Raw genomic sequence first — 23,008 nt, 5'->3', positions numbered from 1 at the left:
CGGGGTCGCGGGCCCGCCGTCGTTCAGCGCATGAGGGCGTGGCAGGCGATGGCCGCGGCGGCGACCACGTTGAGCGAGTCGACGCCGTTGTCCATGGCGGCGGGGCTCATGGGGATGCAGACGGGCTGGTCGGCCTCGTCCAGCCAGCGTGACGACAGCCCGTCGCCCTCCGAGCCGAGCATGAGCGCGACCCGGTCGGCCCGGTGCCGTGCGGCGGCGGACAGCGCCTTGTCGAGGGGGACGGCCGACTGGTCGGGGGTGAGCGCAAGCAGGGTGAAGCCCGCCGCGCGCAACACCTTCAGGCCGTCGTGCCAGGACGCCATGCGGGCGTAGGGGATGGCGAACACCGCCCCCATCGACACCTTGACGGACCGCCGGTAGAGCGGGTCGGCGCAGCGCGGCGACAGCACCACGGCGTCCACGCCGAGCGCGGCGGCGCAGCGGAAGATGGACCCGACGTTGGCGTGGTCGACCAGGTCCTCCAGCACCAGGACGCGGCGGGCGCCGGTCAGCAGGTCGTCCACGGCGGGCAGGGGCAGCCGCCGCATCGAGGCCAGGGCGCCGCGGTGGACGGGAAAGCCCGCGATGGCCTCGACGGTGGCGTCGTCCGCCACGTACACGGGCGCGTCGGTGCGTTCCAGCACGTCGGCGAGCGGTTCCACCCAGCGCTCGGCCATGAGGAACGAGCGCGCCGGGTATCCGGTGCCGACGGCCCGGCGGATGACCTTCTCCCCCTCGGCGATGAACAGCCCGTGCTCGGCCTCCAGGCTCTTGCGCAGGTTGACGTCGCGCAGCCGCACGTAGTCGGCCAACCGCGGGTCGGCGGGATCGGAGACGGTGACGAACCGGGCCATGTCCCAATTCTGCCGCCTCCGCGCGACGGCGCCGTCACGCACCGCTCCGAACCGTCGGCCCCCGAATTGCTCGACTGGCCGGAATTGGCCATTCCGCCGCGTTCGGTTGGCCGGATCAGGTCACCGCCACAGGTATCCGCGGCATTCGAATATCGGTGATCCATTCGGCGGCGGGACGGATTGCGGCCGGTATGGACGTCCCAAGGCCTAAGGCAGCCGGATCTCGGCGTAGACGGCCCGGTGGTCGCTGCCGGGCAGGTCGTGCACGGTGACGCGGCGGACGGCGCACCGCCGGTCCACCAGCACATGGTCGATGGCCAGCGGGGGACGCGACGACCGAAGCCCCCAGGTCGGGACGAGCCCGGCGCCCGCCCGATCCGCGGCGTCGGCATAGCCGCGTTCGATGAGGCGGCGCAGCGAGGCATGGTCGAGCGTGGCGTTGAAGTCGCCCGCGAGGATCCGCACCGAACCCGTTCCGCCGGACTGTGCCGCGGCGGCGGGCAGTTCGGCGAGGTCGTGGCGCCACTGGCGGAACGCTGCGGCCGTCAGGGGCGGCAGCGGATGCACGGCGGTGACCGTGATGCGGCGGCCTCCGGGGAGGGTGATCTCGGCCTGCGGGGTGGCCGTCGACATGCCCGCAGGCGACGGCAGCGCCCGCAGCGAATGGCGCGAGTAGATGCCGGAACCGGTACCGCCTTGGCGGGCGTCCACCACCGAGTGGGGCAGCAGGCGTGTCAGCCCGGCCCGTTCCAGGCGGTCGCGCGCCTCGGGCGTGAGTTCCTGCAGACTGAGCACGTCGACGCCGGAGCGGCGGACGAGGTCGACGATCCGGGCGGGAGCGGCCTGGCCGAACAGCAGGTTGGCGGTCAGCACCCGGACGACCGGCCCCCGGGCGGCGGAGTCGCCCCCTGCCACGGCGCGCGGCAGCACGGCCAGTGCCAGGGCGGTCGCGACGACGGTCGCCGCGACCGCCGCCCACCAGCGGCGCAGCACCAGCGCGACCAGCACCGGCAGCGGTGCGGCCGCCGCCGCGTACGGTGTGAAGGCCAGCAGCTGGGAGGACGGCGCGCCCAGACCGGGCAGCCTGTCGCCCCCGGCGTACCGGAGCGCGGCCCACAGCCCCCACGCGGTGACGCCCGCCCAGGCTGCGACGGCGCCCACGCGACCGGCGGTGTTCGGCGACGGCGCCGGCCGCCGCATCCTCGACTCGCCCAACGATCCCCCGATGGCCGTCCCTACCGGCAGTGCCCCTGCACACTAGGGACGATCAAAGGTGCGCTCAGGGTTGCCGGTGCCCGGAATCGTGCCGGATGCGCATGGCGACCGTTCGGCCGACGTGACGACAGTCAACCGGTCGTACGCTCATGACCTGCGAAAGTAACAATATTGAACCTTTTGTAACATCACCCTCGTACTACTACAGTGCCGGGGAACATCGGTGGGTTTCTGGTGAATCGAGGACAGCCGTGACCGGACGTCATCACGATGATCTCCCCGAGTGGCCTCGGGGCGACGATGGGATCGACCCGTCCAGGCCGGTCTTCGGTCCGGCGAACGACGGTTCCGCCGACTGGTTCGCCCCGCGTCAGCAGCAGGCGCCGCAGGCGGGACCGGGCGCGCCGCCCGGCGACCCGGCCTCCGGCGCGGCGCCGGGAGCCTCCGCGGGCGGCGCGGAGACCTCCGACTGGTTCACGCCGCGGCAGACCGGTGAGCAGCCGGTGTTCGGCGCGGGCGGGTTCGGCGGCGCGTCCGACGCGGGCGGTCACGGACTCGGGCGGTCGTCGGCGTCCTCCGACACGTACGGTTCCCCTGCACCGGAGCCGCACGCGGGGTCCGGGGGCGGGCCCGCGTCACCCACCGGCGCGCAGCCGCCCGCCGCGGCCCCGGCGTACGGCCGGTACGAGTCGATCCGCAGTTCGGACGGCGGTCCGGCCGGCTACCCGAGCGGCGGTTCCGGCTCGGGCGGTTACGGCGTCTCCGATTCAGGCGGCTACGGTGCCTCCGGTTCCGGTGGTTACGGTTCCGGTGGTTACGGTTCCGGCGGTTACGGTTCCGGCGGCTACGGTTCCGGCGGCTACGGAAGCGGCGGTTCGGGCGGCCACGCGAGCAGCGGCCCGAGCGGCCCCGGTGCCCCCGGCGGCGGGTCCGGCGGTGACGGCGGTTCGGGCGGTTACGGCGGCGGCGAGTACGACGGCCGGCGGCGCAAGAAGCGGCGCAGCGCCGGCGCGCTGATCGGGCCGATGGCCGGGGCGGTCGGGCTGGCGCTGCTGCTCGGCGTCGGCGTGTACGCGTTCGCGGAGGTCAGCGGCGGCTGCGACGACGACGATGCGCTCGTTCTGGACGTGGCGGTGTCCGCCGACATCCAGCCCGCCGTGGTGAAGGCCGCGCAGCGCTTCAACGACGCCCGGCACAAGGTGGACGGCAAGTGCGCGCAGGCCAGGGTCGCCAAGGCCGAGCCGTCGTCGGTCACTCCGCTGCTGTCGGGGCAGGCGGTGCCGACGGCCACCAACCGGCGCCCCGACGTGTGGATCCCCGACACCTCGCTGTGGACGTCGCTGGTCCGCTCGTCCGACAAGGGCAAGGACGCCGTTCCGGCGACGGCGGGCACGTCGCTGGCGAGCAGCCCGATCGTGGTGGGCATGCCGCGCACGCTGGCGACGAAGCTGCGCAAGCAGGGCATCACGTCCAACCCGTCCTGGGACAACCTGCTGAACGCCGCGGGCGGCACACCCGGCGGCGCGGTGACCAAGAACCAGGTGATCCCGGCCGGCACGGTGCGGCTGCTGGTGCCGGACCCGACGCGCAACGGCGCCGGGATGGGCGCCCTGATGGTGACCGACACCCTGCTGACCAACGACCCCAACCGCAACTCGATCTTCACCGGGATCGTGCGCACGGTGCGCGAGAGCATGGTGGCGACCGTGCAGGCGCAGTTCACCCGCTTCCGCAAGGGCAGTACCGGCCGGCAGCCGATCTCGCTGTCGTCCGAGCAGGCCCTGTACGCGTTCAACCGGACCAGCCCCGCCGAGCCCGCGGTGGCGATGTACCCGGTCGAGGGCACGCTGTCGCTGGACTACCCGTTCACCGTCGTCACCCGCGACGCCGCCGAGCGCAAGGCGGCGAAGCTGCTGGAGCGGGAGCTGACCGGCGACAAGTCCCGGCAGGAGATGCAGGAGCTGGGCTTCCGCACCCCGGACGGCAAGGCCCCCTCCGGGTTCGGTTCGAGCGTCGGGACGAGCACGGCGCGTCCCCGCAAGCTGCCCACGCCGAAGGACTCGGACGTTGCGCGGGTCATGCAGGCGTGGTCGAAGCTGACGCTGGGCCTGCGCATCCTCACCGTCATCGACGTGTCGGGCTCGATGGCCGAGAAGGTCGGCGGCAACACCACCCGGCTGCAGGCCGTCGCGCAGCTGTCGCAGGGCGGGCTCAGCATGATGTCGGACGACACCGAGCTCGGCACGTGGGTGTTCTCCACCAAGCTCAACGGCGACCAGGACTGGCGGGAGATCGTGTCGATCGGCCCGCTCGGCGAGCGGGTGGGGTCCAGCACCCGCCGCAACCTGGTGCTGTCGAACCTGGGGCGGATCCAGCCGCGCGGCGACACCGGCCTCTACGACACGGTGCTGGCCGCGTACAAGATGATGAACAAGACCTACAAGCCCGAGTTCGGCAACTCGATCCTGCTGCTGACCGACGGCAAGAACGACGACAGCGACGGGCCGACGCTCAAGCAGACCCTGTCCCAGCTGAAGTCGATGGTCGATCCGAACAAGCCGATCCAGGTCAACATGATCGGCTTCGGTCCGGGCACCGACCGCAACGAGCTGGAGCAGATCGCCTCGCTCACCAACGGCGACGTCGAGGTGGCGCAGACCCCGCAGGAGATCTCCAAGATCTTCCTGAAGATGCTGTCGCGCCGCATCTCCGACTGAGCCGGAGCGCGACGTGCGACGCCCGGCGGACGGACGAGCTCCGTTCGCCGGGCGTCCGGCTTTTCGGGGGCCTCGCCCCGCGTGCCCTTCGCCGCGCCCGCCCGCACGGGAGGGGCGTCGCCGCACGTCAGGGGACGTGCGGAGCGGCTGGGACGGGGGCGCGGAGCCGAGCCGGAAGAGGTTCGGCGGATTTTTCGAGATTTGTTCGTCGCAGGTGTCAACCGGGGGCGGGGGTCGGCCGTCACACATACGGAGGCCCGACGGGGAGCGGGGCCGTCGGGCCTCCAACCTTCCCCCCGCGTCCCGTGGCGGGGCCGGACCCACGAGGTTCCGGGGGAGAGCACGGCACGGCTCGCAAGGAGAGCAGTCACGGCCCGTCCGGTGGTCGCGGTGCCGACGTCTCAGTTCGCGGGAGGATGCGTGTCCCCTTGGCCCAGTCTCGATCGCGGGGACGATCTCAGGCTCGCCCGGTTCCTGGCCGCCGCCGACGACGGCGCCCCCGAGGACGGCACCGCGCAGGACGACGGCGCGCAGGGCGGCCCGCGCCCCCTTGATCCGATCGAGGCCCTCGCGCAGGTGGTCGACCGCTACGCGGCGCGCCTCTACGACTACGCCCACGCGCTGGTGCGCGACCAGGAGACGGCCGCGCGGGCGCTGCACGACGCCTTCCTGCAGGCGTATGCGCACGCCGGGGTGCTGCGCGAACCGGTCCGGTTCCGGTCCTGGCTGTACGCCCTGGTCCGCAACGAGTGCCTGCGCCGCCGCGCCGAACCGGACTTCCCCGCCGAGCGCCGCGAGGCGCCCGAGGTGGAGGACGTGTTCCTGGACGCGCCGGAGCGGGCGCAGCGCATCGAGAGCCGCAAGCTCGTGCACGGCGCGCTGGCGGGCCTGCGCGGCGCCGAACGCGAGGCCCTCGACCTGCTGCTGCGGCACGGCCTGGAGGCGGCGGAGGTCGGCGCGGTGCTGGGCATGGACGCCCGGCAGGCCGCCGATCTGACCGGTGCGGCGCGGCAGCGGCTGGACGACGCGCTGGCCGCCGCCCTGGTCGCCCGCGAGGGGCGGGAGGCGTGCCCGCAGGCGGCGGAGCTGACCGCGGACGCCGACCCGGATCAGCCGCCGACGCCCGCCCTCGCCCGCCGGCTGCTGAAGCACATCTCGCACTGTGCGACGTGCACCGAGCTGCGCTACCGGCGGGTGTCGACGGTGCGGCTGCTGCAGGTGCTGCCGGTGGCGCTGCTGCCGTCGGAGCTGCCCTCCCGGGTCATGGCGACCGCGACCGCGCCGGGGGCGGCCGACGCCCTGGCCGCGGCGGCCGAGCGCGCCGAGCCGTTCGACGCCCGGGGCTGGCCGGTGCCGGTGGCGCGGCTGCGCGGACGCGCCGCGCACGGCCGCCGTCCGGTGCCCGGGCCGCTGCCTGTCGCGGCCGCGGCGGCGGGGCTGCTGCTGATCGCCACCGGCGCGTTCATCCTGCTGCCGCTCGAATCCGGCCAGCGCACCGGGGCGGTCCCGGGGAGCACCGCGGCGCCGGATCCGTCCACGTCCGGCGCGTCCGCCGAGCCGTCGTCCGAACCCTCGGACGAGCCGTCGCCGAGCGGGTCGCCGTCGCCCACGCCGTCCGCGACGCCCACCACGCCGACGCCCAGCCCGTCGCGGTCGTCGGCGAGCCCGACGCCGCGCGCGTCGGCGCGGCCGTCGCGCCGCGCGCCCTCGCCCAGCCGCGTGGCGGCCGGGCGCCTGGCGGTCACCGGCTGCGCGATCCCCGCGGAGCAGCTGTCGTGCGCGGTGCCGGTACGGGCGGTGGGCGGGCCCGTCACCTGGGCGGTCATCGGCACGTCGGGAGGGGTGAGCGCCTCTGGCGGCGGGCGGCTGCTCGGCGGCGGCACGGCAAGCGTGACGGCGTCGCGTCCGTCCGACTGCCCGCCCGGAACCCACTCGGGCAGCGTGCGGTTCGCCCCCTCGGGCACGGCCACCGTGACCTGGACCTGCCCGGAGGTGCCGGAGGACGACGCCCCGGAGGGCAACGACCCGGCCGTGGAGGGCTGAGGTCGCGTTCTCCAGCGGCCCCGGGCGCGGCCTGAGCGATCATCTCGCCGTGACGAGACTCAGATCACAGCACGTGCGAAAACCGCCCGTCCACGTGGCGAAACGACCACGGAGCGTGCCGCCTTACGTCCCTTGAGTCCCGTATGGCTCTGAAATCTCCCGAATTTGATGGCAGGATCTGGCACCCAGAGTCGGCCGACCCGGCGTCGGGGCTCGCTTGCGGGGATGTTCGGATCATCGAGCACGGGAGGATCGTCGTGGCCGCTGGGCCTGCACAGGGGCGCTTCGATGACCCCCGGCTGGCGGAATCACTGCGGGTCGGGGACGTCATCGCGCTGTCGGAGGTGTACGACGCCTACGCGCCCCTGCTGTTCGACTACTGCCACGGTCTGCTGCGGGACCGCGTCGAGGCGGCGGGGGCCCTGCGCAACGTCATGGTCTCGGCGCGCGAGCACGTCGGCGGGCTGCAGACGCCCGAGCGGCTGCGCGGCTGGCTGTACGCCCTGGCCCGCAAGGAGTCGCTGCGCCGCCGCGACAACCCGTCCCGGCACGTCGGGCAGGAGGCGGCCGAGGTCGACGACGGAGAGCTGAGCGAGGAGCAGTTCAAACGCCGCGAGGAGCGGCGGATGCTGGCGCTCAGCGCGCTGGCCGCGCTCAGCGGGCGCCAGCGCGAGGCGATCGACCTGGTGGCCCGGCACGAGCTGGACGCGGTGGACCTGGCGGGCGTGTTCGGCGAGTCCCCCGAGGAGACGGCCGTGCTGCTCGGCGAGGCCGAGACCACGCTGGAGGCGGCCGTGCACGCCGCGCTGGTGGCCCGCAACCACTGGGAGGACTGCCCCAGCCTGTCGGCGCTGACCGAGACCTGGCCGCTGTCGAGGCAGTCGGCCCGCTCGGTGATGCGGCATGTGGCCGGCTGCCCCACCTGCGGCGAGCGGGACACCCCGCGGCTGCCCGCCGACCGGCTGCTGGCCGTGCTGCCGGTCGCGGCGCTGCCCGCCGACCTGCGGCTGGACGTGCTGGGCGCGGCGACCGACCCGGAACGGGCCGACAACCGGCGCGCCATCGCCGCCTGGGCCGAGCCGTTCGACGAGCGGGGCTGGCCGCTGCCCTACCAGCGCGCCGCCTCGCGCGCCCGCGAACGCCAGTCGTCGCGGCGCAAGGGTCCGGTCCTCGCCGCGCTCGCCGCGGTGGTCGCGGCCGTGGTGCTGATCGGCGGGTCGGTCGCGGCCTTCACCGGCGGCGATTCCGACTCCCCGGACTCCGCGAGCGCCCTGCCCAGCGGCAACTCCTCGGCCTCGACCGGAGTGGACCCGTCGCAGTCGCAAGGCGCCCCCTCCGCCAAGGCCAGCGCGACGGTCACCAGCTCGTCGCCGTCGCCGACCAGCAGCAGCGCCGGCCCGTCGGCGTCCGCGACCCCGTCGAAGTCGCCGACGCACGCGGCGTCGGCGACCCCCAGCCGCACCAGGACCCCCGCGTCCCGGTCCCCGGAGCCCGACCGCCCCCGCACGCCCCAGCAGGGACGGCTGGCGGCCACCGGATGCGACATGGGCCGGGACGACGCCTGCACCGTCACCGTCAGGGCCGTCGGCGGACCGGTGGACTGGGCGGTCACCGGCACGTCCGGCGAGCTGTCGGCAAGCGGCTCCGGCCACCTGGAGGCCGGCGAGTCGGCGAGCGTGCGGGTGTCGCACACCAACGATTGGTGCTGGAGCGAGAAGACGGGCTCGGTGTCGTTCTCCCCGAGCGCCACCGCCTCGGTCACGTACTGCTGACGCCCGCGCCGCGTCCCGCCGTCCACCAGGAGGAGGCCGCCTACCAGGGCGAGCCGGAGTCCAGGATGCGGTGGGCGCGGGAGACCAGGATCGGCACGGCGTCGCCGATCTGGTCGAACCCCTCTCCCACGGTGGCGTTCTGCAGGAACCGGGCGTGGATGCCCTCCAGGATGACCGCGAGCTTGAAGCACGCGAACGCCACGTAGAAGTCGATGTCGGCCAGGTCGAACCCGGTCAGCGCGGCGTACCGCTCGGTGAACTCGCGGCGCGTGACGAACCCGGGCGCCGTGGTGACGGACGCGCCGACCGGCAGCCGCTCGCTGTCGGGGTCGTCGGCCTGCGCCCAGTACACGAGCGTGAGCCCCAGGTCGGACAGCGGGTCGCCCAGGGTCGACATCTCCCAGTCGACGACGGCGGCGATCCGCGGGGCCGGCTCCAGCCGCACCAGCGCGTTGTCCAGCCGGAAGTCGCCGTGCACGAGGGCGGCGCGCCCGCGGTCCGGGAGCCGTTCGGCCAGCCGCGCGGCCAGGCGGTCGTACTCGGGGACGTCGTGGACGGCTCCGGCGGCGCGGACGGCCTCCTGCGAGGCGTCCCACTGCTTGCCCCAGCGCCGCAGCTGCCGCGCCATGTACCCGTCGGGGCGGCCGAAGTCGCCCAGGCCCACCGCGTCCACGTCCACCGTGTGGATCGCGGCCAGCGCCTCGACGAGCCGCTCGCTGAGCCCCGCGGCCTGCTCCGGGGTGAGCCCGTCGGCGTCCTCGGCCTCGCGCAGCACCCGTCCCGCCACGTGGTCCATCAGGTAGAACGGGGCGCCGATGACGCTCTCGTCGTCGCAGAAGGCCAGCGTCGCCGGCACCGGCACGTCGGTGCGGGGCCCGAGTGCCGACAGCACCCGGTACTCGCGGGCCATGTCGTGCGCGGTCGGCAGGACGTGGCCGAGGGGCGGTCTGCGCAGCACCACCTGCCGCCCGGTGCCCGGGCCGCCGTTCCCTGCGCCGTCCAGGGCGATCCGGTAGGTGAGGTTGGACCTCCCCCCGGAGATGAGGTCGACGGCGGTGATCCGCCCGCTGCCGGGGAGCGCTTGCGCCAGCCAGCCGGCCAGGCGGGGGACGTCGATGCCGGGGACCCCGGCCGGAAGTTCAGCGTCAACGGTCATGACGCCCTATTAGAACGCGGCTCGGTGCGCGGTGTGAACCCCACCCCCGCCCAAGCGGGCGCCGCCGTCCGCAGGCGCGCGCGGCGGTAGGCGACGCTCGGCGGAAGGTAAATCTCCGGCCACTTCCGGCCGTTTGCGCGGAAGAAATTCTCATACCCTGGGAACGCCAGTTTGCTCCGTGGTGACCGGCTCGTCACCGGGGCCCGCTCTGGCCAGTATGTACGAAACCGTAACAGGAGGTGGATATGTCAGTGCGGAAGGGTACTGATCCGGATCAATAACATCGGATCCCGGCGATCCGGATCCGCACCGCGGCAGCCCGCCGCGGCGGTCCGGGCTCCCGCCGCCCGACCCGGACGACAGGTAGAGGGACTAGACCAATCTTGGGCCACTCCGCCCGATTGGGGGGGACGCACCGTGGCAGACGCATGGCTGCCAGGAGCCGGACGCATGCCGGCACGACTCGACGGCGGCGCGCTGGGGGGAGGTGCTCCCCGCGTGGTATGGCTCACCAGCGAGTCCGACCCGCGTCTGGTGTCGGCCAGGTCGGTGGCGGCCGACCTGGCCCGCGAGGCGCGGCCCGCGCACCTGGTGTGGAACCCCGGCTCCGGCGAGGTGGTGCAGCAGGTCCCCATCGTCCGGGCCGCCCGGGCGCTCACCGGCCGCGCCGGCCGTGAGGGGCGGATCTGCGCCCAGATCATGGTGGTCGGCCAGGCCCGGGAGCCGTTCACCACCGGCCTGCTCGCAGGGCTCGAAGAGATCATGCGCTGGCTGGACGCCTGGGGCGTGCCCCGCCGGTGGCCCGCCGGCCCGCCGCTGCCGTCCCCGCAGTCGTACCACTCCGGCCGCTCCCGCCGCGACTGGGCCCGCGGCGGCCACTACGGCGGCTCCCAGGTGCCCGACACCTCCCGCCCCGATCCGGGCGCCATCGACATCCACCGCGTCACCGGGCCGGACGCCCCGATCACCGCCGTCCCGCACCCGCGCGCCGCGCCCGGCTCCGAGCCGGCGGACCTGCCCCCGGCGGGCACCCGCATCGCCGCGCACCGGCCGGGCGAGCCCGTGCCCGCCTCCCTGCACGCGGCCGAGCCCCTGCGTCCGACCGAGACGCTGCGCGGGTCCGACCCGGCGCGGACGTCCGACCCCCTGCACCGGCCGGGCCACACCCGCGAAACCCTGCCCGCTCTGGTCGCGCACGTCGCAGCGGTCGAGCCCGTGGCCGGACGCGGCCCCGGCCCGGCGGGCTGCGACGACGTGCCCGCTACGCCCGCACCCGCGCCCGCCGCCGCGCCGCTGCCCTCCCCCGGGCACCCGCAGCCGGCGGCCGTTCCGCAAGCTCCCGAACCAGCGAGCATGCGGTCCTGAGCTCGGCCGCGGACGCCGCGGCGCCGTAGCCGATCACCAGCCCGGACACGCGGACCGGGCCGGCGTGGTGGCGGTCGAGCGTGTCCAGCAGCACGCCCCGGCGCGCCGCCTCGGCCGCCACCCGCGCCGTCTCGTGCTCCGGCAGCTCCACCACCAGGTGCAGCCCGGCGGTGTCGCCGTGCAGCCGCAGCCCGGCCAGCGCCTCGACGGCCGCCGCACGGCGCCGGGCGTACTCGGCGCGCATCCGCCGCACGTGCCGGTCCAGGTCGCCGCGTTCCAGCAGCAGCCGCATCGCCTCCTGCGGGACGACGGCGGTGCGGTCGTTCAGCCCGTCGCGGCGCGCGGCGACCGCCTCCACCAGCTCGGGGCGCGCCACCAGCCAGCCGACCCCCATGTCCGCGGTCAGCATCTTCGTGGCGGTGCCGAGGTAGACGACCACGTCGGGATCCAGCCCGTACAGGGCGGGCAGCGGCGCCACGTCGTAGCGGAACTCGCCGTCGTAGTCGTCCTCGGCGACGAGCGCGCCCGTCCGCCGCGCCCAGGCCAGCAGCGCCTGCCGGCGCGGCACCGGCAGCACCCCGCCCAGCGGGTACTGGTGCGACGGCGTGGTGTAAACCAGGCGCAGGCCGTCGGGGAGCGCGTCGACGAGCAGCCCGTGCTCGTCCACCGGACACGGCACGAGTTCGGCCCCGCGCGCGGCCAGCACGTTGCGTGCCTTGATGTACCCGGGCTCCTCCACGCCGACGCGGTCGCCGGGGCGCAGCACCGTCGCGGCCAGCAGATCCAGCCCGTTGGTGACGCCCCGCGTGACCAGCAGGCGGCTCGGCGGGCAGGCCACGCCCCTGCTGCGGCGGACGTAGTCGGCCAGCGCGGCGCGCAGACCGGGCAGCCCGCGCGGGTCGGGACGCGTCGCGGGCGGCACGCCGGCGGCAAGCCGCCACGCGCGCCGCCAGGCGGGGGTGTCCAGCGCGCCGACCCACGGCACCCCGGGCCGCAGGTCCGTCACGCCCTGCTCCGTGCGCTCCCAGCCGGTCTCAGCGCCGGTCTCGAACGGCACGGGCGCCGCCGCGCCCCTCGGCGGCGCGATGTCGGTGACGTAGGTGCCGGAGCCGTGCCGCCCCTCCAGCCACCCCTCGGCGTACAGCTGCTCGTAGGCCTGTGTCACCACCGTCCGGCTGACCCCCAGCTCCGCCGCGAGCGCCCGCGTGGACGGCAGCCGCTCCCCGGCCGCCACCCGCCCCTCGCTCATCGCCGACCGCAGCTGCCCCGCCAGCTGGACGCTCATCGGCTCGGGCACGGAACGGTCCACCGTCAGCGGCAGGGTCGGTCGGGTCGGCAAAGTGGTCTCCCGCGATCGCTGTCAAGTGGCTCTACAGGCCAGGCCACTTCCTTCCTACCGTACGGAGCCATGAGCACAACGCCCCTGTCCCCTACCGACCGCACCGCCCTCCGCCGCAACCGCGCGCGGGCCCGTACCGAACGCTCCGCGCTGTACGAGATCCTGGACGAGGGCCTCATCTGCCACCTCGGCGTCGTGGTGGACGGCACCCCGCGCGTGATCCCCACCGCCTACGGGCGCGTCGACGACACCCTGTACGTCCACGGCTCCACGGGCGCCGCCAGCCTGCGCGCCGCCCCGTCCCAGGAGATCTGCGTCACCGTCACCCTCCTGGACGGCATCGTGCTGGCCCGCGCCCTGTTCCACCACTCGGTGAACTACCGCAGCGCCATCGTGTACGGCGTGCCGCGGACCGTCACCGACCCCGACGAGAAGCTCGCGGGCCTGCGCGCCGTCACCGAACGGCTCGCCCCGGGCCAGTGGGACACCGCCCGCCGCCCCACCCCCAAAGAGATGGCCGCCACCTCCGTGCTCGCCCTCCCCCTGGAGGAGGCCTCGGTCAAGATGCGCGAGGGCGGCCCGAACGACGACGACGAGGACTACGCCCTGGACGTGTGGGCCGGGGTGCTGCCCGTCCGCCGCACCTTCGGCGAACCCGTGCCGGACGCCCGGCTGCGCCCCGGAATCCCCGTGCCGCCCCACATCGCCGACCGCGCGTAGAAAGTCCCCGCCGCCCGCCGGGGTCTGGTTGATCATTGCCGCTGGTCGTGTACCGCCACCGAGCGTCATACCCTGGCTGCGTGTACGTGTTGGTGAAGCCCGGAACTGCGGCCGGCGACGGCGCGTCCGGCGGGCTCCACGGGCCGGACGCCCGCCCGCCGGAGTGGACTCACCACGGAGTCATCGCAGGTGAGAGGGCATGAAGTGAACGAGCGTCTCGTCTGGATAGATTGCGAGATGACAGGTCTCGACCTGCGCAGCGACGCGCTGATCGAGATTGCCGCGCTGGTGACCGACAGCGAGCTCACCATCCTCGACGAGGGGATCGATGTGGTGATCAAGCCTCCGGAGGAGGCGCTCGCCGGGATGTCGCAGGTGGTGCGCGACATGCACACCACGTCCGGGCTGCTGGACCTGCTGCCCGGCGGGGTCACCCTCGCCGAGGCCGAGGAGGCCGTGCTCGGCTATATCCGCAGGCACGTCCGCGACGCCAAGAAGGCGCCGCTGTGCGGCAACTCCATCGCCACCGACCGCTCGTTCCTCGCCCGTGACATGCCCGCCCTGGACGCCCACCTGCACTACCGCATGGTGGACGTCTCCAGCATCAAGGAACTGACGCGCCGCTGGTACCCCCGCGTCTACTTCGCCAGCCCGGAGAAGAAGGGCGGCCACCGCGCGCTGGCCGACATCACCGAGAGCATCCAGGAGCTGCGCTACTACCGCGCCACCGTCTTCGTGCCCCAGCCCGGCCCCGACTCCGAGACGGCCCGGGCCCTGGCGGCCGAGATCGCCGCCCCCTCGGCATCCGGCTGAGTCCGGCCGACGAAACCCTGTGGCGAACCACCCGCCCGGAACCGCTACACTTTCTTCAGCCGGGATGCGCTCCCGGCCGCGGTGGGTGTAGCTCAGTCGGCAGAGCACCAGGTTGTGGTCCTGGGTGTCGGGGGTTCAAGTCCCCTCACTCACCCCACGAGAAGGGCCCGGCCGCCGAGGCGGCCGGGCCCTTGCCGTTGCCTCGCAACCCCCCGTACCTTGACCAGGCTCGTTGGCTCTTGATGATCGGCCGGTTATGCTCCGACCCTATAAATGACAATGACACCCCAAGGGCGACCGCCGGAGACGGGATGAGTGTCGACGAAACGGCCCCGCTGCGCGTACTGGTGGTGGACGGCAACCCCCACGAGCGCGCGGAGGTGGTCGCACTGCTGTCCGACAGCGAGGAACTCCAGGTCATCGCGGAGACCGGGGACGGCGGCGACGCCGCCCGCCTGGCCGAGGAACTGCGCCCCGACCTCATTCTGCTGGACGCGTCCGCCGCCCGCCAGGCGGCCCTCCTCAGCCGCTCCTCCCGCGTCTTCGTGCTGGCCTCCCCCGACGACCAGGGCGCGGTGGAGGCCGCCATCCGCAACGGCGCCTCCGGCCACCTGGTCCGCGGCTCCTTCACCGTCCGCGACGTGATCCGCGGCGTCCGCGACGCCAACCGCGTCAGCCTGGGCCTGTCCGCCCGCGAGGCCGAGGTCATGGACCTCATCGCCAGCGGCCGCTCCAACGGCGAGATCGCCCGCCAGCTCTTCCTCAGCGAGAAGACCGTCAAGAACCACGTCAACCGCATCTACTCCAAGCTCGGCGTCAGCTCCCGCGCCACCGCCATCGCCCTGTGGCGCGGCATCGTGAGCGTCATGCCGGCGAAGGAGTAATCGATTCGCACTGGTGCGCCGGTCCTGCTAACCTTCTGGGTGTCGCCGGGGAGGGCAACCTCCCGGAGGGGGGCAACTCCCAACGACAAGCGCCGTTAGCTCAATTGGCAGAGCAGCGGACTCTTAATCCGCGGGTTCGGGGTTCAAGTCCCTGACGGCGCACCCGCCGCACGGTGGGCGTTCGCGAAAAACGTCGCGAACGCCCACCGTTGTTTATGTACCGGCAATTCGGCCGTCTTGGACGCGGAAGCGACCAGACCGATGGCTGCCCGTGTGCCCGTGGAACCGCCCGTCCGTGGTGACGGCATCGCGGCGGATCCGTTCGCGGCTGTGCGCCGCCTCATGCATGAACGCCGCGTCCGCACGACTGATCCTGCTTGGGAACTTCATTTCCACCCGGTCGCCGACACGGTATGCGTCCCGGGCCGTTGCTCAGGGCGGTCGGGTAGACCGGCGTCCATTCCAGACCGCTGGACCGGAGTGTCCGCTCGGCTGCTTCCTTGTCGGCGTGGTCATCGCGCAGGAGGGCCGGATGGCAGGCCCGAGCCGTGCAGGTCGAGTAGGCCGAATTGCTCCTGGGTTGTACGCGAGTACCGTGATGCCACGTTTCCGCAGGCCAGGAGAGTCCGCCTGGGAGCGGACGGTGAGGATGTCGCGGAGTTTCGAGGCGGCATGGGCGCGCATGCCGGCACCGAACCGGGACGCGGGCGGGTGGGCGAAAGTCTCGGGTTCAAGCGACTTGGGCGCCAGGGGAATCACCGACGGGTCATGGGTGTCGCCGGTCGTAAAGATCACCCGTGCGTTGTCGGCGAGACGCGGCTCCCGAGACGGGCCGGCAGGCAGTGGGCGAGGAGATTCACGCCGAAGGCGGTCTCGAAGCCATCGGTCGTGCGTCCGCCCGCGTACCTGGACAGGGTGGCGGCAGTGAGGACCAGCGCGTCGATGGGCGTCCCGCCGAGCCGGGAGGCCACTGCGGCGGCGAACTCGCGGACGCCGCCGAGCGAGGCGAGATCCAGCGGGAGCGTCTCGACGCCGGCGGGCACGGTGCGTCCGATGCCGCGAGCGCCCACGATGACCAGGACGCCGGGCCGGCGGGCGATCTCCTGCACCGCGGCGGCACCGCTGCCGAAGGTGGCGCCGGTCATCACGACCACGCGCGCATCATCGGGGGTGAGTTCGTCGGTCATCCAGTGTCCCCTTGGCCGTCGGTCGGCGGATCCGCGTCACCTGCGGGGCTCGTCCACGGCGGTCAGGACGCACGCCTTGCCGATGGTCAGCACCACGCACGCATCACCACTGTCCTGACACTCTGCATCTTGGTCACCGCCGACGAGTACACCGCGATCAGCACACCGCCCGTTCCGGTAGAGGGGGAAGCGGGCGACCATCGGCGAAGTGCCGTGGTTTGAGGTTGGGACTGCCGGGGTGACCGGATTATGGTCTGCACCTTTCCCCTACTCGGTTTCTTTCCCACACAGGTCACACGCCGTTTCCGTGAGTGAACAGCCGGAGAGGTCCTGAGCGGCTGCACAGGGGCTGGTCGTGATCTGAAAGAACCGCCAGTACGCCGACACATGGCGGACCGGGTGCGGGCCGATCAATTCCCACTCATCGACGAACGCGGCGATCTTCTATTGCCTCAGAGTGGAAACGGGAAACGCCGGTATCGCCTTGCCCGCCGGCCTGCGGCCCCGCAGTCTTACTGGCGGTGACCCGGCTGTTCGGACAGGCAGTGACGGAGGTTGACGTGGTCCAGCAGCCCACTGACTTCGGAACGGAACTTCGACGACGGCGTCTGGCGGCCGACATGACGCTGACCGGTCTGGCCCAGCGGGTGCATTACAGCAAGGCCCAGCTGAGCAAGGTCGAGCGGGGACTGAAGAGGCCCAGCCGCCAGCTGGCCCTGCTCTGCGACACAGAGCTCGCCGCCGAAGGAGAGCTGGCCGCCCTGGTACCCGCATGCCCGTCCGAAACCGAAGAGACCGCAGAGGCAGATGGTGATGAGGAGGTGTGGCTGATGCAGTTGTCCTCGGAAGGCCAGAGCTGGTTCCGGCCCCTGAGTCGGAGACAGGCGGTCGCCACCGGTGCGGCGTCCCTTGCGGGTTTGAGCATCGGCCTGCCGGCCGTTTCCGCGAACGTCGAGGACACGACGCTCGCCGGGACGTTCCGGGCCCTGTTCGACCAATACCGAAAGCTCGGCCAGGCCACCGGCCCGGGGCTGCTGCTTCCCGTGCTCATCGCACAGACCCATGCCCTCCAGGAGCTGTCCAAGAACGCCGGTGCGCAAACGCGCCAGGAGTTGCTGCGGCTCGCGTCCCGCTACGCCGAATACGTCGGCTGGCTGGTGCAGGAGAGCGGCGACGAGCAGGGCGCGCTGTGGTGGACCCGGCGTGCCGTCGACCTCGCCGAGGCGGGCGGCGATCACCATCTCACCGCCTACGCGCTGGTCCGGCGGGCGGACGTCACGCTCTACCGCGACGACTCCGAGCAGACGATCGGGCTGGCCCGGCAGGCGCAGAAGGGCGATGCGCCGCCGCGGATCCGCGGCCTGGCCGCCCAGCGGGAGGCCCAGGGGCACGCCCTCGCCGGCGACCACCGCTCGTGCATGCGGAGCCTGGAGCGGGCCCGCGCACTGCTCGAACGCCAGGCGGACGACTCGGGCGCCCCGGTCATCGGCAGTACGAACCTGCCCGATTCGGCCGAGATGGTCAGGGGGTGGTGCCTGTACGACCTGGGACGGCCGCGTGCCGCCGCGCAGGTCCTCGAAGCGCAGCTTGCCCAGGTGCCCGAACACGCCGTGCGTGTGCGCGTCCGCTTCGGTGTGCGGCGCGCGCTCGCCCACGCGGCGGACGGTGAGATCGACCACGCGTGCGAGCTCACCCGCGAGCTGCTGCCGTCTTTCACCACGATCGGCTCGGCGACCGTCGCCACCGATCTTCGCGCTCTCGCGCGCCTGCTGTCCCGCCACTCCAGGAACCGGTCGGTGCGCGCGCTGGCCCCTGAACTCGGCACCGCCCTACGAACCGCCACCCACGGCTGAGGAGACCACGATGCAGGAAGTGTTCATCAACTACCGCACCGGCGACGGAGACGAGGCCGCCACGATACTGGAGCAGGGCCTGACCTTGCGGTTCGGCAAGGAGCGCGTCTTCCGCGCCACCACGTCCATCCGGCCCGGTGAGACGTACCCGGAGAGGCTGCTCAACGCCGTGCGCGGCAGCGCGGTCCTGCTTGCCGTCATGGGCCCCGGTTGGGCCCGCGACCCCCGGCTCCGCGACGAGAACGACTGGGTGCGTCGGGAGATCTTGGAAGCCTTCGACGCGAACATCAGGGTCGTCCCCGTGCTCAAGGGCCGCACGACCGAACGCCTGAAGGCGGCCGAGCTGCCGGCCGAGCTGGCGCGTCTGGCCGATATCCAGTCCTTCCGGCTGGAGCCGCGCGACAGCGAGATGGACATCAGGCGCATCGGTGATTTCCTCTCCGACGTCGTCCCGGCGCTCAGGAAAGCGGACCGGCGGGCCTCCTCGTCCGCCGACACCGGCTCCGTGCACAACACGGCCCGCGGCACCCGCGGGACGGTGGTGCAGAGCGGTCACATCGAAGGCGACGTCGGCACCGTCGTCAAGAACAACCAGGGCCCGGTGCACACCGGGAGAGGCGACATCAACCAGAACACGCAGCACTTCTCCGGGGACGGGGCGACGTACATCCAGGGCGACAACCACGGCGGTGTCAACAACCAGTTCGGCCGGACGCGCAGAGACGAGGGGGAGTGGTGAGCGACTCGTTCGAGACGCACGCGTCCGGTGTCCAGGGGGACATGCACACGGGAAGCGGAGACATCACCAAGACCTACCACTACTCCTACTACCTGCTGCAGTCCGACTCCCCCAGGCACTCTCCCCGGATGCAACCCGCGGACGAGCTGCGATGGTTGCGACGGCGCTTCGTCGAGCCGGCGGGCCTGGGCAGGGCACGCGACGTCCTGGAGGCCACCCGCACCGTGTTCCTCGCCGGGCCACCGGGCAGCGGCAGGATCACCGCCGCGAAGATGCTCCTGTGGGAGTTGCGGGACGGTGGGAGGCGGATCCACGAGCTGGTGCTCCAGGACGAGGCACCGCACATCGACCACGGTCACGTCGGTGACGGCGAGCTGGTGTGGCTGGACCTGTCCGAGACCACCGGGACGCGCTGGGACGACGTCCAGGTCGAACTGTCTCCGCTACGCGCGACAGTGCAGCAGCGTGAAGCGCATCTCGTCGTCGTCCTGCCGGACAGGCCCCATCATCTCGCTTCGACTCTGGCCGATTACCGCGTCGAGATCCAACGCCCGGCCGTCGACGCGGTCCTGTCCCGCTACCTGCAGGTGGAAGAGATTCCCCGACCGGATCCGCTTCCCCCGCTGCGTTTCCTGGACGCGGACCGGAAGATGGAGGACGTCGGCAAATATGTCGGGCTGATCCGCCGGGCCCGGGAAGAGAACCGCGACGGCGGCTTCCCGGTCTGGTGCGAGGCCGCCCTGCAGGCGCTGTCCGGCCAGACCGAGGACGTGGCCGCGCAGGTCATCGGGCTCTCCGCGGGACCGCAGCGCGCACTGCTGCTCGCCGTCGCCATGCTGCACGAAGCACACCCCGACGTGATCCACCAGGCCGGCGCCGAACTCCTCGACGCTGTCGGACATTCGGGTGAGGACATCTCCGTTCTCGAGCGCGTCCCGTTGGACCGAAGACTCAAGGAGATCGGCGCGGAGATCGATTCTTCGCACCGCGTCCGGTTTCAAAAGTTCGATTACGACAGGGCGCTCAGGTCATACTTCTGGACCCATATGCCGGACCTGCGCGACCCCCTGCAAAGTTGGGTGAAGCAGGCCGTCGACTCGGTCGAGTTCCTTTCCGAACGAAGCAAACTGGTCGAGCGGTTCACCGAGCAGTGCCTGAACGAGCGATACCGGTCGAGGCTGGTGTCCCTGGTCACGGAGTGGACCGCACATCCCACGTCGGCCGGCAAGATGGAAGCGGCCGCCCTGGTGGTACGGCGCGGCCTCCGGGACGAGCGGCAGGGCCGGTTCTTCCGCCGGCAGATATACGAATGGTCCTGCAGGGACACCCTCTCCGAACGGCTCGCCGAAGTGATCATTGTGGCGTGCCGTGACGAGATGATGGCGAGGCATCCCGACGAGGCCCTCGTCCGGCTGCACCACGTCGCGAGGCGAGAACGCGGAACGTACGCCCGCGAGACACTGGTCGAGTTGGTCGGCAATGCGCCTCGCCTCCGCCGGCAGATGCTGGCCCGTCTCACCGACCCGAGATCCACACCGGGCAAATGGCAGCGCGACATCGATCTGTTCCTGGAACTCGCCGACCCCGTGGCGCTCACCGAACCCGGGCACCGCGAACACGCCCCCATAGCCGAAAGCACCGTACGCCGGCAGTTGGCCATGTGCTGGTCGCTCGTCTTCGCGCAGCGCCCCCATGAAGCGTGGACACCGACCGTGCGGCGGTGGTTGGACGTCGCCGCCGCGGACGAACGGCATCGGCGGCTACTCCTCGACGTCATCGTACGGGGAGGAGAGGAACAGGCCGGCGTTCTGGCCCGGCTTTACGCGATGACGCGCGAGCGGCAGGCGTGGGCACCGCTCGGCGACGTGGTCTATCAGGGCATCAAGTCCGTCTGGGCGGCCCGGAACGCATGACTCAGGTGAACGGACGGAGAACCCCTATGAGCACCGGTCGCAGCACCGTGACGCTGTATTCGGCGGTCGCCGGCGGAGCGATCCTCGTCGGAGTGGTCCTCTTCGCTCCCTGGCCGCTGTGGATTTCGCTCGCGCCCGCGGCCGTTCTCGGGGCCGGGCTGCTTTTCGTGACGAGGTCGCCCGGGCGGCGGCTGGACATGCCCCCGCGGCCGAATCCCGTGTTCGGAGAGGAATTCAGCGCGACGGAGGGCGCCAAAAGAAGGCGCGTCACCGACGTCCAACTGCCCACCAGCCTGCCCGACTATGCCTTCCTCTTCTCCGCTACGGTGGTCTGGAAAACAACTTCGGTCGTCACAGACGAATCCGCGTTCAACCTCGAAGCCCTCGCGGTCGACGCCGTGCTGCAGCGCGCACGCAAGATAACCGAGCGTCGGGATCCGAGCCACGCCTCGCTCGTGCGGCACGAACTGGCCGGCGCGCTCGGAGAAATGCGGACGGACGCGACAGGGCGCCTCCGGGCGATGGCCGAGTCCGTCCAACTCGTTCTTCCCGCCCGCGACCAGGAGCGGCTGGACAAGCTCGCCGCGGTCCGCAAAGAAGAGGCCGTCTGGGAGCACGAGCGCAAATACGAGCTGAACAAGCGCGAGTACCTCGGCGAAGACGTACTCAAGACCCCCGGCAGCGCCGTGGTCTGGTGGCTCGCCAGGAACGACGACCAAGTGGAGAAGACGGTCAGGGACATCGGTCTTCTCGCGCAGCTGTCGTCGGCCGCCAACAACACGAACGTGCCGGAGGAGTTCCACTCGTTCATCTCGACCCTGGCCGCACCGAACGGCCATGCCGGCCCGAACGGCTCGGCTGCGGCTTTTCCGCCGTCGCATGAGGCGTCCCCTGGCGACCTGGTTGAAGCTTTCCTCCAGGCGGTATCGCCCGACGGGGACGACCCCCGGCGCCGCCTGATCGGTCGGCAGGTGGCCGAGTGGGTCGCCGAGCGCGGATGGCATGACCTGGCCGAGGAACTGTCCCGCCGGTACGACCCGCCGGCCGACCCCGATCCCGCGGAAGAGGCAGATGATGGAAGCTGAACTTGCCGCGCTGGCGAGCAGCGGAGCAACCGCACTCGTCGGGCTGATGGTCTCCGACTCCTGGGCGCAGATCAAGGACGGATTCGCACGATTGCTTGCCCGACTCGCTCCTGCCGAGGAGCCGCTGGAGGAGTTGGAGACATCGCGGATCGAACTTGTGACCGCCCATCTCGCGCACGACGCCACGAAAGCGGCCACCATCGAAAGCCATTGGCGCGCCAGGCTGGAACTCCTCCTTCGTACGGACGAAGCAGCCGCAGACGAGCTACGGCGTCTTCTCGCCGCATCAACGCGGCACCCTGGACACTCCATCTCCAACGTCAACACCGGGGATGCGCAGTGCGGCTCGATAATCCAAGCCGGCTACATATCAGGAGCAACTTTCCACAACCCACCACCACCCGGCGAGCACCACAACGACCAAGACCCCCACCTCCGATGAAGCGCCCGACCGCATCCCCCTCCGGATCCAGGTGCGGTAGGCGTCCGGGCTGCCCGCGCCGCCGCCGGAGTCGCTGCCGCAGTCGGGGCCCGGGAGTTTGTAAACGACCAACATCGGTATGGCGCCGGCCTGCTCGCCGCCGCCGACGTAGCGCGACACCGCCGCGGTGATGTCGCCGTCCCAGTCACCGAATCGGTCGGCGCAGCCGGACGGACCGCGGGCGTATCGGTACCGCTCGGCCACGTCTTTCTCGGCCCCTGCAACTGACCGACGGCGACAGTAGCCGGTCGGCGGCCACCCGGTTGGTGGAGATCAGGGGGGCGTCCGGAACCAACGCGTGCTCACCACGCTCCCGCAGTGCCCTGTCGGGCTGCGGGGCGCGGGCCGCCAGCGGATCCACCGCCTCGGCCGCATACCTCCAACGCCTGCACCCCGAACCCCACCCCGACCTGCGCGTACGGCTCAACGGCGCGCAGGTGCACCGGCACCAGCAGCGCCTGGCCACCACAGGTCAGCGCCGCCTGCGGGCCCCGGTCCCTGTATCGGTCGAGGCGTGTTGACGGTAGGCGGGCCGGGCGGCGGCATGCGGGCGGCAGCGCACCTGCGCGTACGGCTCACCGGCGCGCAGGTGCACCGGCACCAGCAGCACCTGGCCACCACAGGTCAGCGCCCGCCTGCGGGCCCCGGTCCCTGTATCGGTCGGGGCGTGTTGACGGTAGGCGGGCGGGGCGGCGGCGTGAGGGCAGCCGGTGGGCGGCCGTCTTGCCGCCCGATGCCGTCGTCACGGTCGTTTACTGCGAGGCAGCGATTCCACCAAGGCACGGCGCCCCTTTTCTCAAGCGATGCGGTCTGCACGTCGCTGGGGCACCCGGCGGCCATTCCGCCGGCCAGGGGCGTCCGACGGCTCTTAT

Annotated in this window: 18 protein-coding genes and 2 tRNA genes; 14 read left to right on the top strand and 6 right to left on the bottom strand. The window is 72.3% G+C overall.

Annotated features, from left to right (window positions below):
- Window positions 1-23: 23 nt before the first annotated feature.
- Together QSK22_RS18460 and QSK22_RS18455 are read right to left on the bottom strand one after the other, a co-directional pair.
- The gene (locus QSK22_RS18460) at window positions 24-854 is read right to left on the bottom strand and encodes a TrmH family RNA methyltransferase (RefSeq protein WP_285495451.1); all 831 of its coding nucleotides are present in this window, start codon (window positions 852-854) and stop codon (window positions 24-26) included.
- Between the two features lie 207 nt (window positions 855-1,061).
- Complete coding sequence (locus QSK22_RS18455) at window positions 1,062-2,015, bottom strand: endonuclease/exonuclease/phosphatase family protein (protein ID WP_285495450.1); 954 nt, start codon at window positions 2,013-2,015, stop codon at window positions 1,062-1,064.
- A 305-nt stretch (window positions 2,016-2,320) separates the two neighbouring features.
- Here QSK22_RS18455 and QSK22_RS18450 point away from each other — a divergent pair, with 305 nt between their 5' ends.
- The 3 genes from QSK22_RS18450 to QSK22_RS18440 all read left to right on the top strand — a co-directional run bounded on the left by QSK22_RS18450 (window position 2,321) and on the right by QSK22_RS18440 (window position 8,601).
- Window positions 2,321-4,786: a substrate-binding domain-containing protein gene (locus QSK22_RS18450; protein ID WP_285495449.1), complete on the top strand. Its 2,466-nt coding sequence runs from the start codon at window positions 2,321-2,323 to the stop codon at window positions 4,784-4,786.
- Between the two features lie 420 nt (window positions 4,787-5,206).
- A complete protein-coding gene (locus QSK22_RS18445; protein WP_285495448.1) occupies window positions 5,207-6,829 on the top strand; it encodes a sigma-70 family RNA polymerase sigma factor in 1,623 nt (540 codons plus the stop codon).
- 257 nt (window positions 6,830-7,086) lie between these two features.
- The gene (locus QSK22_RS18440) at window positions 7,087-8,601 is read left to right on the top strand and encodes an RNA polymerase sigma factor (protein ID WP_285495447.1); all 1,515 of its coding nucleotides are present in this window, start codon (window positions 7,087-7,089) and stop codon (window positions 8,599-8,601) included.
- A 40-nt stretch (window positions 8,602-8,641) separates the two neighbouring features.
- Here the strand turns inward: QSK22_RS18440 and QSK22_RS18435 are convergent, their stop codons facing one another.
- A complete protein-coding gene (locus QSK22_RS18435; RefSeq protein ID WP_285495446.1) occupies window positions 8,642-9,757 on the bottom strand; it encodes a phosphotransferase family protein in 1,116 nt (371 codons plus the stop codon).
- Window positions 9,758-10,207: 450 nt separating this feature from the next.
- Here QSK22_RS18435 and QSK22_RS18430 point away from each other — a divergent pair, with 450 nt between their 5' ends.
- Complete coding sequence (locus QSK22_RS18430) at window positions 10,208-11,122, top strand: hypothetical protein (protein ID WP_285495445.1); 915 nt, start codon at window positions 10,208-10,210, stop codon at window positions 11,120-11,122.
- Here QSK22_RS18430 and pdxR read toward each other — a convergent pair.
- The gene (gene pdxR, locus QSK22_RS18425) at window positions 11,019-12,461 is read right to left on the bottom strand and encodes a MocR-like pyridoxine biosynthesis transcription factor PdxR (RefSeq protein WP_502872329.1); all 1,443 of its coding nucleotides are present in this window, start codon (window positions 12,459-12,461) and stop codon (window positions 11,019-11,021) included. The genes QSK22_RS18430 and pdxR overlap by 104 nt on opposite strands.
- Window positions 12,462-12,530: 69 nt before the next feature.
- Between pdxR and QSK22_RS18420 the strand changes: the two genes are divergently transcribed.
- The 5 genes from QSK22_RS18420 (at window position 12,531) to QSK22_RS18400 (ending at window position 15,040) form a co-directional block, all read left to right on the top strand.
- Complete coding sequence (locus QSK22_RS18420; protein WP_285495444.1) at window positions 12,531-13,181, top strand: pyridoxamine 5'-phosphate oxidase family protein; 651 nt, start codon at window positions 12,531-12,533, stop codon at window positions 13,179-13,181.
- A gap of 204 nt (window positions 13,182-13,385) precedes the next feature.
- A complete protein-coding gene (gene orn, locus QSK22_RS18415; protein WP_285495443.1) occupies window positions 13,386-13,994 on the top strand; it encodes an oligoribonuclease in 609 nt (202 codons plus the stop codon).
- Between the two features lie 81 nt (window positions 13,995-14,075).
- Window positions 14,076-14,151 (top strand) — tRNA-His (locus tag QSK22_RS18410).
- A gap of 154 nt (window positions 14,152-14,305) precedes the next feature.
- Window positions 14,306-14,878, top strand: coding sequence for a response regulator transcription factor (locus QSK22_RS18405; RefSeq protein ID WP_285495442.1), 573 nt, complete (start codon window positions 14,306-14,308; stop codon window positions 14,876-14,878).
- Between the two features lie 89 nt (window positions 14,879-14,967).
- Window positions 14,968-15,040, top strand: a tRNA-Lys gene (locus tag QSK22_RS18400).
- Window positions 15,041-15,669: 629 nt separating this feature from the next.
- On the opposite strand, the gene QSK22_RS18395 is transcribed toward QSK22_RS18400, so the two are convergent.
- Entirely contained in the window at window positions 15,670-16,065 is a 396-nt protein-coding gene (locus QSK22_RS18395) for a Rossmann-fold NAD(P)-binding domain-containing protein (RefSeq protein WP_285495441.1), read from the bottom strand.
- Between the two features lie 521 nt (window positions 16,066-16,586).
- On the opposite strand from QSK22_RS18395, the gene QSK22_RS18390 reads away from it, so the two are divergent.
- From QSK22_RS18390 to QSK22_RS18370, 5 genes are read left to right on the top strand one after another with little or no spacing between them, the layout of a single operon-like run.
- Window positions 16,587-17,918, top strand: coding sequence for a helix-turn-helix domain-containing protein (locus QSK22_RS18390; protein WP_285495440.1), 1,332 nt, complete (start codon window positions 16,587-16,589; stop codon window positions 17,916-17,918).
- Between the two features lie 10 nt (window positions 17,919-17,928).
- Window positions 17,929-18,657 carry a toll/interleukin-1 receptor domain-containing protein gene (locus QSK22_RS18385; protein ID WP_285495439.1) on the top strand — a complete coding sequence of 243 codons (729 nt, stop codon included), beginning with the start codon at window positions 17,929-17,931 and terminating at the stop codon, window positions 18,655-18,657.
- Window positions 18,654-20,570 carry an nSTAND3 domain-containing NTPase gene (locus tag QSK22_RS18380; protein ID WP_285495438.1) on the top strand — a complete coding sequence of 639 codons (1,917 nt, stop codon included), beginning with the start codon at window positions 18,654-18,656 and terminating at the stop codon, window positions 20,568-20,570. The genes QSK22_RS18385 and QSK22_RS18380 overlap by 4 nt, the downstream gene beginning before the upstream one ends.
- A gap of 26 nt (window positions 20,571-20,596) precedes the next feature.
- The gene (locus tag QSK22_RS18375) at window positions 20,597-21,655 is read left to right on the top strand and encodes an NfeD family protein (RefSeq protein ID WP_285495437.1); all 1,059 of its coding nucleotides are present in this window, start codon (window positions 20,597-20,599) and stop codon (window positions 21,653-21,655) included.
- Complete coding sequence (locus QSK22_RS18370) at window positions 21,642-22,097, top strand: hypothetical protein (RefSeq protein WP_285495582.1); 456 nt, start codon at window positions 21,642-21,644, stop codon at window positions 22,095-22,097. The genes QSK22_RS18375 and QSK22_RS18370 overlap by 14 nt, the downstream gene beginning before the upstream one ends.
- Here the strand turns inward: QSK22_RS18370 and QSK22_RS18365 are convergent.
- Complete coding sequence (locus tag QSK22_RS18365) at window positions 22,026-22,211, bottom strand: glycoside hydrolase family 6 protein (protein ID WP_285495575.1); 186 nt, start codon at window positions 22,209-22,211, stop codon at window positions 22,026-22,028. The genes QSK22_RS18370 and QSK22_RS18365 overlap by 72 nt on opposite strands.
- Window positions 22,212-23,008: the final 797 nt, after the last annotated feature.

The organism is Actinomadura sp. NBRC 104425 (assembly GCF_030269545.1).
GTDB lineage: Bacteria > Actinomycetota > Actinomycetes > Streptosporangiales > Streptosporangiaceae > Spirillospora > Spirillospora keratinilytica.
Note: the sequence above shows the minus strand (reverse complement) of the source record. Positions and strands in the feature narration are given on the sequence as shown.

Coding starts and splice junctions, on each gene's coding strand:
- QSK22_RS18435 (WP_285495446.1), bottom strand. CDS start 9,757: ATGACCGTTGACGCTGAACTTCCGGCCGGGGTCCCCGGCATCGACGTC.
- QSK22_RS18375 (WP_285495437.1), top strand. CDS start 20,597: ATGAGCACCGGTCGCAGCACCGTGACGCTGTATTCGGCGGTCGCCGGC.
- QSK22_RS18405 (WP_285495442.1), top strand. CDS start 14,306: ATGAGTGTCGACGAAACGGCCCCGCTGCGCGTACTGGTGGTGGACGGC.
- QSK22_RS18385 (WP_285495439.1), top strand. CDS start 17,929: ATGCAGGAAGTGTTCATCAACTACCGCACCGGCGACGGAGACGAGGCC.
- QSK22_RS18370 (WP_285495582.1), top strand. CDS start 21,642: ATGATGGAAGCTGAACTTGCCGCGCTGGCGAGCAGCGGAGCAACCGCA.
- QSK22_RS18420 (WP_285495444.1), top strand. CDS start 12,531: ATGAGCACAACGCCCCTGTCCCCTACCGACCGCACCGCCCTCCGCCGC.
- QSK22_RS18395 (WP_285495441.1), bottom strand. CDS start 16,065: ATGACCGACGAACTCACCCCCGATGATGCGCGCGTGGTCGTGATGACC.
- QSK22_RS18365 (WP_285495575.1), bottom strand. CDS start 22,211: ATGTTGGTCGTTTACAAACTCCCGGGCCCCGACTGCGGCAGCGACTCC.
- QSK22_RS18460 (WP_285495451.1), bottom strand. CDS start 854: ATGGCCCGGTTCGTCACCGTCTCCGATCCCGCCGACCCGCGGTTGGCC.
- QSK22_RS18430 (WP_285495445.1), top strand. CDS start 10,208: ATGCCGGCACGACTCGACGGCGGCGCGCTGGGGGGAGGTGCTCCCCGC.